Genomic DNA, 9,903 nt, shown 5'->3' with positions numbered 1-9,903 from the left:
CGATCCGGCCGGCTGTCACCGGCGCCGGTGTTCATCGTCGTCGGCGTGGTCCTCGGGCAGCTGTTCTTCATCTGGACGAAGCGCCGGAAGGCGGCGGGCAAGGTGCCTCTCGTCGACATCAGCGTGCTGCGGCGCGAGTGAGCGCGCGGCGGTCTATGCGATGTTCGTCATCGTCGCCATGGAGGCGGCGGTGAACTTCACCGTGCCCACCTACATCCAGGTCGTGCAGGGACGGACGCCTTTCGACACCTCGTTGGCGATGCTGCCGTTCAACCTCACGGTCTTCGTCACTGCGACCCTCATCGTCCGCTTCTACAAACGCTATTCCCCGAGGACGATCGCGCTGTTCTCCTTCGGGCTGACAACGGCGGCGCTCGTCTGGCTGGCGTTCGTCGTGACGAACAACTGGGAGACTCTGCCGACGATCCTCGGCCTCATCGTCTTCGGCATCGGGCAGGGTGCGCTGGTGACGCTGGTGTTCAATGTCCTGGTCACGGCAGCGCCGAAGCACCTGGCCGGTGACGTCGGGTCGATCCGCGGCACCGCGCAGAACCTCGCCTCGGCCGTCGGCACCGCGGTGATGGGGGCGCTGCTGGTCACGGTGCTTTCGGCCGGTCTGGCCTCTGCTGCCGACGATCATCCCGAACTGCCGCCGGAACTCGTCGAACAGGTCGACCTCGACAACGCGAACTTCGTGAGCAATGACGAACTGCGCGACGTCCTCGCAGGCACGACGGCGACGCCGGAGCAGGTCGAGCATGCCGTCGAACTGAATTCTCAGCAGCGGCTGCGCACGCTCAAGCTCGGCTTCCTCATCCTCGCCGGCATCAGTCTGATCGCGGCGGTGCCGGCTTCCCGGCTGCCGAACTACCGACCCGATGAGATCCCGGACCCCGCCGAGGCGGCTGCGCCTGGAAAGACCGATCTGGCTCAGTGAGATGGTCCGGTCAGAGTGGGCCAGATCTTTCAGGCGTACCGTGCCTTTCTGCTCACTTCACCCAGGGCTCTTCGCCGGTTTCGGAGACGATCGGCTTGCCGTTGTCGAGGTTCCACGACCCCATGCCGCCGTCGACATTGAAGGCATCGAAGCCATTCTGGTTGAGCCAGGCGACCGCGCGGTTCGAGCGTCCGCCGGTGCGGCAGACGACGTACATGTCGTCGTCGAGAGGAAGGTCGTCGAGGCGGCCCGGCAGTTCACCCAGCGGCACGTGAATCGCACCTTCGATGTGCCCGGCCTCCCACTCGTCGTCCTCGCGGACGTCGATGATGGCGGCCCCTTCGGGGATGTCGTTGACGGTGACGGTCGTTTCTTCATCCATGACTTCAGTGTAGGCACGCAGACCCAGTGCTCGCACCTGCCCGAGGGGTCCGCAACCGCACGCGGCGCCGCACCTGCCCGAGGCTTCCGAAGCCGCGCCGCCTCGCGACCACGCTCGCGCCCGTGCCCGACCCCATGCGCACTGGCCGAAAGGCTCCGGACGTCGGGCGTCTCGGGTTCAATTCCAAGGGGGCTGTTGCCGATCGGAGAGCCGTGTGAGAATGATCGTCCAGTCGCTGATGCGCCCGTCGACAACGGCCCGCAGTACGGGCCACGGCCCGAGGAACGGGCCAGCGCCCGCGTCAACGACTGGAGCGCCAGGAACCGTCTGCGAAAGGAAACGGTCATGAACAACAGAGACACGAGTGACGAGTCACCGGCCGAGGAGAAGGCGCGCGACGTCGCAGCGAAACTGGACGAGGCGGCCGAGCCGCTGGCCGGGACCTCGGACATGAAACCGCAGGCTGAAGTCGGATACACCGAGCGCAACGTCGAGGCCCGTGCCCAGAACGCTGCCGACGCGGAAGGGGTGACGCTGCATCGGAACCCCGACGGCTCACACACAGCGGTGGACGAATCGAAAATCGCCGAGGCGGGCCCGGACTCGGAATCGCCCGTATCCGGGACCTCCGCCCCCTCCTCGGCCGGGCCAGCGGCCGCCGCCACCGACGACACTGAAGCCGGCGGCACCCGTGGCGACAGGCAGAAGCCTGCGGGAGAAGCGGCGACAGACGAGCTCAACCAGGCCGATGTCGTGAAGATCCTGCGCGGCGCCGACTCCGTCATGCTCGCGACCGCGCTTGCCGACGGCAAGATCCTCGCTCACCCGATGGCACCCCAGCAGGTCACCGAGGAGGCCGACGTCTGGTTCTTCCTCGCCCTCGACGGCGACCAGGCGAAGGCGCTGCAGACGAACCCCGAAGTCAATATCAGCCTCGCTGAGGCAGGCAACTGGCTGTCGGTCGCCGGACGCGTCGAGTTCGTCGACGACGAGGCCAAGGTCGATGAGCTGTGGTCGGATTCCGCCAAGGCTTGGTTCGATGACCGTCGGGATCCGAACCTCGGGCTCATCAAGGTCGTCACACACTCCGCCCAGCACTGGGGGCTGCCTGGCGGCAAAGCATCGGGCCTGTTCCGCATGGTCAAGTCCAAGATCACCGGAGACCGCCCGGCAGGCGGCACTCAGACCACCGAACTCTGAGCCGTGAGAGGCCAGGGTGCTCGGCACGACTGCTCTGCTGCCCGTGCCGGGCGCCCCACCTCACCGCGAGCCGCCTCGGCGAGGCATAGCATGGAGACATGAGCAAGCGGATCGTCATCATCGGTGCGGGACTGGCCGGCACGACTACGGCGCGGGAGCTGAACGCGCGCGGTCAGGCCGTCACAGTCATCGACCCCCAGGCCGGCGAAACGTGTGAGCGGCCGCCGCTGTCGAAGCATCTTTTCGACGGATCCCGCCATCACCTGCCCTACCACCTCGAATCGACCGAGCACATCACCTTCGTTCGTGACCGGGCAGAAGAGATCACCCTCGCCGAGGCGGCCGCGGAGTCCCGCTACACCGCCGAGACCCAGCGGCACCCCCATCCGCTGGAGAACCGTCACGCCACCGCGGGCGCCATCCAGCTGGCGTCGGGGGAGTCCCTCGACTTCACCCACTGCATCCTCGCCACCGGGATGGAAGCCATCCGCCCGGACGTGCCTGCCTACCCGGACGCACTGCCGGTCTATGACCTCGCCGACGCGGAATGGATCCTCGAACGCGTGAACAATGCGAACCGACCCCTCAACGTCGGGGTGCTGGGCTCGGGTTACCTCGGAATGGAGGTGGCTTCCTCGGCGGTGGCGGCCGGACACCAAGCCACGGTCTACCTGCGCGGGGACGAACCTCTGCGCAAGCAGCTCTCCGCGCCCGTGCGGCAGGCCCTGTTCGACAAACACAAGGCCGCCGGAGTCGAATTCGTCACCCACACCTCGAGCCCGGACGACATCCCGGCCGATGTTCACGATCTATTCATCACCAGCGTCGGCGCTCGCCCCAGGCTGATCCCGATCGACGGCCACCGCCCCGCTCATGCATGGGAGGTGGATGAGAGTTTGGCAACATCCCATTCGGGTGTCTTCGCCGCCGGCGACTGTGCCATCGTCACAGCCGGACCCTATGCGCTCGACCATCCATGGGCCTGTGAACCGGTGGCTGAAAGTCACGGAAAGTTCCTCGCCGAGCTCCTCGGCGAGGGGGCGGGAGAGCCGTCGAACAAAGGCGAGAACGACTCCGAATCCGCTTCAGGCAGGGGGCCGGAAGGGGGTCCGAAAGTCTGGTCGGACGTCCCCTGGCACTGGAGCTTCCAAGGCCCGGAGAAGGTGTTCACGGCGGGTCTGACGAGCCCTGACGCTGACGACACGCTCATCCGACACGACCCCAGTGGGTCGAAGTTCCAGGTCTTCCACTTCGATGGGCCTGACCTGGAGTCGAGGCTCGTCGGTGTCGAGACGTTCAACTGGCCGCCGATGCAGGCGGCAGCTCGACGGGTACTCGGCGGTAGCAATGTTCCGACGCGGGCCCAAATCGCCGACCCAGACTTCGACTTCAAGGCTCACAGCCGACTGTGAGTCTGCGCTAGTCTCATCCCGTAGACTCTTTCTGTTCTATCCCCAGTCGCCGACGAGAGAATTTTCTGTTCATGGATATGGCCAGGCTTGCTGCCGAGCACGGACTCGAGAGAGTGGGTGGACGGCCGTCTCTGCCCCAGTACGTCAAACAGCTTCTCAACCGAAGCGACTTCACGTACACGCTTGCGAAGTACCGGATGCAGTCCGAGAACGAGCGCAACCGCCTCGGCATGGCCTGGGTGTTGCTGCGTCCGTCGTTCTCGGCACTGATCTACGGCACGGTCTTCGGCTTCATCATGCAGGGCGCGACTGCTCGCCCGCCGGACTTCGCTCCATTCGTCGTCATCGGAGTCTTCATCCTCGAGTTCTTCAACAGCTCGATGAATGGCGGTGCGAAGTCGATCATCTCGAACGCGTCGCTCGTGCAATCTCTGCCGTTCCCGCGCATAGTTCTGCCGATTGCCAAGGTGTTCCAGAACCTGCTCGACTTCATTCCCACGCTCATCTTCATGGCGCTCATCGTCATCATCTTCGGTGCCAGGCCTGATTGGGACTGGTTCCTCTTCATCCCGCTGGTGTTCCTGTTCTGGGTCTTCAACCAGGGTGTGGCGTTCATCTTCGCCCGCGCAACGGTCCACTTCCGGGACCTGTCGCAGGTCACCCCGTTCATCTCCCGCATGATCTTCTACACCTCGGGTGTCTTCTTCGACCTCAAGGTCATGGTCGAAAAGATCAATCCCGCTCTCCAGCCCTTCGCCGATTGGCAGCCCATCAACAACGTGCTGTCCATCGCCCGCGGCATCCTCATGAAGGACGGGGTCGTTCCCTACGACTACTTCTGGCACCTGGCCATCTGGGCATTCGGCATCTTCATCATCGGCTTCGTGTTCTTCTGGCAGGCCGAGGAAAGGTTTGGTCGTGATGAGTGACGATAATTCGTTCGACACCGGCAGCCTCCCCGAGGTGACCAAGAACAATCCACCCGTCGTCGTCTGCGACAACGTCCACGTCCGCTACAAAACACTGGCCACGGGCAAGAAGCTCAAGATGGGCAGCAAAGACGTGATGACGAGAAAGCGGGAGCTGAGGGAAGTCCACGCCCTCAAAGGCATCAGCTTCGTCGCACACAAGAACGAATCCATCGGCATCATCGGCAGCAACGGCTCCGGCAAGTCGACGCTCATGCGGTCGATCACCGGACTGACCCCGACCTCCGAGGGCGCGATCTATGCGACGTCACGGCCGAACCTCCTCGGTGTCGGTGCCGCACTGATCCCGGATCTCTCGGGTGCGCGCAACATCGTTCTCGGTTCTCTGGCCCTGGGGCTCACCCGCGACGAGATCGACAAGAAGTTCGATGACATCGTCGAGTTCACCGGGCTCGAGGACTTCATCGATCTGCCGATGCGCACGTACTCCTCGGGTATGTCCCAGCGTCTGAAGTTCGCGATCGCGACCTCGGTGCAGCATGAGATCCTCATCGTCGATGAGCGCTCAACGTCGGTGACAAGAAGTTCCGTGACCGTTCCGAGGGCCGTATCCGCGCAATCCGTGAGAACGCCGGTACCGTCTTCCTCGTCTCGCACTCGATGCGCACGATCAAGGACACGTGCAACCGTGCGCTGTGGATCGAGAAGGGCGAGCTGCTTGCCGACGGTCCGACGCTCGAGGTCATCCGCAAATACCAGGCCTTCACCAAGGCCGAGAAGGCGAAAGAAACCGAGGAAGAGCCGGGCTGAGCCCTGGTCTGCCTTGCCTTCGCCCCCTTGCGAATTCGGCCCCGTCCTCAGCAGAGGACGGGGCCGTTTCCACTACCGCATTTCTTTCATCCCACTTCGGTCAGCGCACCTCGTCGAGGTGCCCCTTGAGGTACTCGCCGGTCACGCTGCCTGAGGCATTCGCGACTTGCTGCGGAGTTCCCGTCGCCACGATCTGACCGCCGTCCTGGCCTCCGCCGGGGCCGAGGTCGATGATCCAGTCCGCGTTCGCGATCATGTCGAGGTCATGCTCGATGACGAGCACCGTCCCACCTTGGTCGAGCAGCTGCTGGAAGACGCGCACGAGCACACGCACATCCTCGGGGTGCAGGCCCACCGTCGGTTCGTCGAAGACGAAGAGGGTGTGCTGCTGCGACTTCCCGAGTTCGGTGGCGAGCTTGAGCCGCTGCGCCTCACCACCGGACAGTGCCGGGGTCGCCTCGTGGAGGGTGAGGTATCCGAGCCCGACATCCTGCAGCGCCCGCAGCCGGGCGTGGACCTTACGCATCTCGGCGAGGTGGGGGAGCGCCTCGGCGACGGTCATCGCCAGCAGATCCGGCAACGACAGCGGCTGACCATCGGCATCCGAGCCACGGCGATACTCATCTGCGTCGGGACTGTACCGACGGCCTTCGCAGTCCGGGCAGGGGATGTCGACGTCGGGGAGGAACTGCACGTCGAGGGTGATCTCGCCGGTGCCTTCGCATTTCGGGCAGCGCAGCGAACCCGTGTTGTACGAGAAATCCCCGGCCTTGAGCCCGGCGTCCTTCGCCGATTCGAGTCGGGCATACGCACGGCGGAGGTCGTCGAGGACCCCGGAATAGGTGGCGACGGTCGAGCGGACGTTGATGCCGATCGGGGTGGCATCGACGACGTTGACCCGATCGATCCCGTCGGCGTCGATCTCACGCACATGCCCGGGCCGCGAACGCTCGTCGGCGGCCTTGAGCGCGGGGACAAGGCTGTCGAGGACTAGGGTGGTCTTGCCCGATCCGGACACTCCCGTAACGACGGTCAGCCGCTGCCGCGGGATCTCCGCGTCGAGAGCGTGGACCGTGTGGATCGGAGCGGTGCGCAGCCGGACCCGACCGTGATCGAGGGTCGCCGAGGCGGCCGCGGGCTCGCGCACAAGTGTTTCGGCCCGGCCGGTGAGGTAGGAGCCGATGCGGGACTCGGGATGACTGTCGAGGTCGGCGACGGTGCCGGTGGCCACGACCGTTCCGCCATCACGACCGGACCCGGGGCCGATCTCGATGAGGTGGTCGGCTTCGCGGAGGACGAGCGGATCGTGGTCGACCATGACGACGGAGTTGCCCTCGTCGAGAAGGTCGGTGATGACGCCTTGCAGGCCCGCGATGTTGGAGGGGTGGAGGCCGATCGAGGGTTCGTCGAGGACATAGAGGACTCCGGTGGTCTCGTTGCGCACGGCGCGGGCGAGTTGCACGCGTTGGCGTTCACCGGTCGACAGGGACGAACCGGCCCGGTCGAGGGCGAGGTAACCGAGTCCGAGGTCGAGCAGCCGGCGAGCCATGCCGAGCAGAGTGTCCACCAACGATCTGGCCATGGACTGCATCGAGGTGGGGAGCGCGCCAGGAACGTCTTCGGCCCAATCGACGAGTTCGTCGAGGGTCATGGCGGTCGCCTCGGCGAGGTCGAGTTCGCCGAGGTGCGGTGCTCGAGCAGCGGGGGAGAGGCGGGTGCCTTCGCAGTCGGGGCAGACCTGTTCGGAGAGGAACCGGCTGACCCGGGCGAAGCGCTTCTCGTTGTCCGCGCGTTTGAGTTCCTCGGTCACGGTCAGGCGAGCGTTGCGGAAGGTGAAGTCGAGGTCGTGCAGCCCCTTCTTCGAGGTGACCGTAATGTGCTTCTTCTCTTCGGGACCGGTGAAGACGATGTCGCGTTCCCAGTCCTCGAGGTCGCGCCAGGGCACGTCGGTGCGGACGCCGAACTCGCGGGCGATCTGCGGTTGGACGTTGAAGCCGAACATCTGCCAGGGAATGACGGTGCCGTCGTCGATCGATATGTCCGGGTCGCGGATGAGCGAGGCGTCGTCGACTTCTCTGATCGTGCCGATGCCCTCGCAGCGGGGACAGGCTCCACCGGAATTGAAGGCGAGCTCCTCGGCGCCGGGGGCCTGGACCGTCTCACCGCATTCGGGGCAGTCGAACGGCTCCTCGGCAGCGACGTTGAGCGTCGGCTCCTGCCGGTGTCCGTTCGGGCAGAGGTGGGACGCCAAGCGGGAGAACATCAGGCGGACGACGTTGAGCAGCTCGGTCGACGTGCCGAAGGTCGAGCGCACGCCGGGGACTCCGGGGCGTTGCCGCAGAGCGAGAGCGGCGGGGATATGGCGGACGGTGTCGACATCGGCGCGGGCGGCTTGAGCCATGCGGCGACGAGTGTAGGTCGACAGCGCTTCGATATAGCGCCGAGAGCCTTCGGCGTAGAGGACGCCCATGGCCAGGGAGGACTTGCCCGACCCGGAGACGCCGGCGATGGCGACGAGGGTATTCAGCGGTACGTCGACGTCGATACCCTGCAGGTTGTGCACGCGTGCACCGCGGACCTCGACCGCTGTGGCAGGGGCAGCATTTCGGGCTTCGGTCGACATACCGCGATCGTAACAACCGGCACGGACATGCCCGACGCCTGTTGAGACTGTCTGTGCGACCGGATATGACGGGACTACAATCGTCACGCTGACGACCATAGGGGCACACTCGTCAGATCGGATTCGCCGAACAGAACGACAACCAGCAACACCAGCCCCGGATGATGAGCAACGGTGCCTGCATCCCGTAAGCCCACGATCCACCACCGGCTCCGCCACCCAGGGCGCCCGGGCACCTACAAGAAAAGGCACACGATGACTGAGACACCCGTCGAGACCCGCGAAGAGAAGTCGCGGGCCCGCAAGGCCGTATTCGCGGCTGGACTGGGCAATGCCCTCGAGTGGTACGACATCATCCTCTTCGGATTCATGGCCACCTCGATCACGGCGGTCTTCTATCCGGGTGAGGGCCTGTCCGCGCAGCTGATGACCTGGGCGACCTTCGCCATCACCTTCGTCGTGCGACCGTTGGGCGCCATCCTCATCGGCCGGTACTCCGACAAGCACGGGCGCAAGGCGGCCCTGTCGCTGACCATCGGACTGATGACCCTCGGTGTGTTCATCATCGTCGTCCTGCCCGGCGAGGCGACGATCGGCATCTGGGCCTCGATCGGCCTCATCATCGCCCGCATCATCCAAGGCATCTCCGCCGGCGGCGAATTCGGATCCGCCACCGCCTTCCTCACCGAGAACGCCAAGCGCGGCAAGGCCTACTACGCCTCCTTCCAGACCGCGACCCAGGGCATCTCGATGTTCCTCGCCGCCGGAATCTCCTGGCTCCTCAGCTCGACCCTGAGCGAAGACGCCTTGCACTCCTGGGGCTGGCGAGTGGCCTTCGCGCTCGGCCTGCTCATCGGTCCCGTCGGCTGGTACATCCGCTCGAAGATGGACGATACGCCCGAGTTCGAGGCCGCCGAGAAAACCGACAGCCCACTCCGTGTCCTCCTCGGTGAGCACTTCGGTCGCCTCTTCTCCGCGTTCCTCATCATCGCAATGGCCACGATCTCGGTCTACCTCATCACGTACCTGCCTCAGTTCGCCGTGACCAACCTCGGCCTCGACGCTTGGGCAGCATTCCCAGGTGCCGTCGTCGCCGGTGTCATCACCGTCATCGGTGCTCCGTTCGCCGGCCGCCTGGCTGATCGCGTGGGTCCGACGACCGTGATGGTCCCGACAGCGATCGTGGGTATCATCGCCGGCTGGCCGATGTTCATCCTTCTGGAAGCTAACCCGACGATTCCTGTCCTCACCCTGTGCGAGGCGGTCGTCGGCCTGTTCATGGTCTTCTACTTCGGCCCGATGCCGGCGCTGCTGTCCGAACTGTTCCCCGTCAAGGTGCGCAGCTCCGGCATGACCATCGCCTACAGCTTCGGTGTCGCGATCTTCGGCGGCTTCGCCCCGCTCATCCTCACCGCCCTGCTGGGCGCAACGGGACTTCTGACCGTGCCCGGCTTCTACTACGCCGGCCTGTCGCTGCTGTCTCTCATCGGCGTGATCATGGCTCGGAAGCTCTACAGCCAGCGCTGACTTTCGCCATCACCTCACGCGGATCAACGCGAAACTCGAAAAGCACGTCACTAGCGACGTGCTTTTCGAGTTTCGCGTTGATT

At 65.0% G+C, this 9,903-nt stretch carries 8 protein-coding genes; 6 read left to right on the top strand and 2 right to left on the bottom strand.

Annotated elements, in window-relative coordinates:
* Nucleotides 1-160 precede the first annotated feature (160 nt).
* Complete coding sequence (locus AC2W7L_RS01980; RefSeq protein ID WP_486003034.1) at nucleotides 161-937, top strand: MFS transporter; 777 nt, start codon at nucleotides 161-163, stop codon at nucleotides 935-937.
* A gap of 52 nt (nucleotides 938-989) precedes the next feature.
* Here the strand turns inward: AC2W7L_RS01980 and AC2W7L_RS01975 are convergent, their stop codons facing one another.
* A complete protein-coding gene (locus AC2W7L_RS01975; RefSeq protein WP_101596644.1) occupies nucleotides 990-1,319 on the bottom strand; it encodes a rhodanese-like domain-containing protein in 330 nt (109 codons plus the stop codon).
* A 345-nt stretch (nucleotides 1,320-1,664) separates the two neighbouring features.
* On the opposite strand from AC2W7L_RS01975, the gene AC2W7L_RS01970 reads away from it, so the two are divergent.
* From AC2W7L_RS01970 to AC2W7L_RS01955, 4 genes are all read left to right on the top strand, one after another.
* Complete coding sequence (locus tag AC2W7L_RS01970; RefSeq protein WP_486003033.1) at nucleotides 1,665-2,519, top strand: pyridoxamine 5'-phosphate oxidase family protein; 855 nt, start codon at nucleotides 1,665-1,667, stop codon at nucleotides 2,517-2,519.
* Between the two features lie 98 nt (nucleotides 2,520-2,617).
* Nucleotides 2,618-3,931: an FAD-dependent oxidoreductase gene (locus tag AC2W7L_RS01965; protein ID WP_486003032.1), complete on the top strand. Its 1,314-nt coding sequence runs from the start codon at nucleotides 2,618-2,620 to the stop codon at nucleotides 3,929-3,931.
* A gap of 71 nt (nucleotides 3,932-4,002) precedes the next feature.
* Nucleotides 4,003-4,860 (top strand): ABC transporter permease, encoded by an 858-nt coding sequence (locus tag AC2W7L_RS01960; RefSeq protein ID WP_167193725.1) that lies wholly within the window; start codon nucleotides 4,003-4,005, stop codon nucleotides 4,858-4,860.
* Complete coding sequence (locus AC2W7L_RS01955) at nucleotides 4,853-5,824, top strand: ABC transporter ATP-binding protein (protein ID WP_486003031.1); 972 nt, start codon at nucleotides 4,853-4,855, stop codon at nucleotides 5,822-5,824. The genes AC2W7L_RS01960 and AC2W7L_RS01955 overlap by 8 nt, the downstream gene beginning before the upstream one ends.
* Here AC2W7L_RS01955 and AC2W7L_RS01950 read toward each other — a convergent pair.
* Nucleotides 5,771-8,293, bottom strand: coding sequence for an excinuclease ABC subunit UvrA (locus AC2W7L_RS01950; protein WP_486003030.1), 2,523 nt, complete (start codon nucleotides 8,291-8,293; stop codon nucleotides 5,771-5,773). The two genes, AC2W7L_RS01955 and AC2W7L_RS01950, sit on opposite strands and share 54 nt — an antisense overlap.
* 255 nt (nucleotides 8,294-8,548) lie before the next feature.
* Between AC2W7L_RS01950 and AC2W7L_RS01945 the strand changes: the two genes are divergently transcribed.
* On the top strand, nucleotides 8,549-9,820 hold the full coding sequence (locus tag AC2W7L_RS01945) for an MFS transporter (RefSeq protein WP_486003029.1): 1,272 nt from the start codon (nucleotides 8,549-8,551) through the stop codon (nucleotides 9,818-9,820).
* Nucleotides 9,821-9,903 lie beyond the last annotated feature (83 nt).

This window comes from Brevibacterium sp. LAARM3_SD1 (assembly GCF_057364765.1).
Note: the sequence above shows the minus strand (reverse complement) of the source record. Positions and strands in the feature narration are given on the sequence as shown.

Coding starts and splice junctions, on each gene's coding strand:
- AC2W7L_RS01945 (WP_486003029.1), top strand. CDS start 8,549: ATGACTGAGACACCCGTCGAGACCCGCGAAGAGAAGTCGCGGGCCCGC.
- AC2W7L_RS01965 (WP_486003032.1), top strand. CDS start 2,618: ATGAGCAAGCGGATCGTCATCATCGGTGCGGGACTGGCCGGCACGACT.
- AC2W7L_RS01950 (WP_486003030.1), bottom strand. CDS start 8,293: ATGTCGACCGAAGCCCGAAATGCTGCCCCTGCCACAGCGGTCGAGGTC.
- AC2W7L_RS01980 (WP_486003034.1), top strand. CDS start 161: ATGTTCGTCATCGTCGCCATGGAGGCGGCGGTGAACTTCACCGTGCCC.
- AC2W7L_RS01960 (WP_167193725.1), top strand. CDS start 4,003: ATGGATATGGCCAGGCTTGCTGCCGAGCACGGACTCGAGAGAGTGGGT.
- AC2W7L_RS01970 (WP_486003033.1), top strand. CDS start 1,665: ATGAACAACAGAGACACGAGTGACGAGTCACCGGCCGAGGAGAAGGCG.
- AC2W7L_RS01955 (WP_486003031.1), top strand. CDS start 4,853: ATGAGTGACGATAATTCGTTCGACACCGGCAGCCTCCCCGAGGTGACC.
- AC2W7L_RS01975 (WP_101596644.1), bottom strand. CDS start 1,319: ATGGATGAAGAAACGACCGTCACCGTCAACGACATCCCCGAAGGGGCC.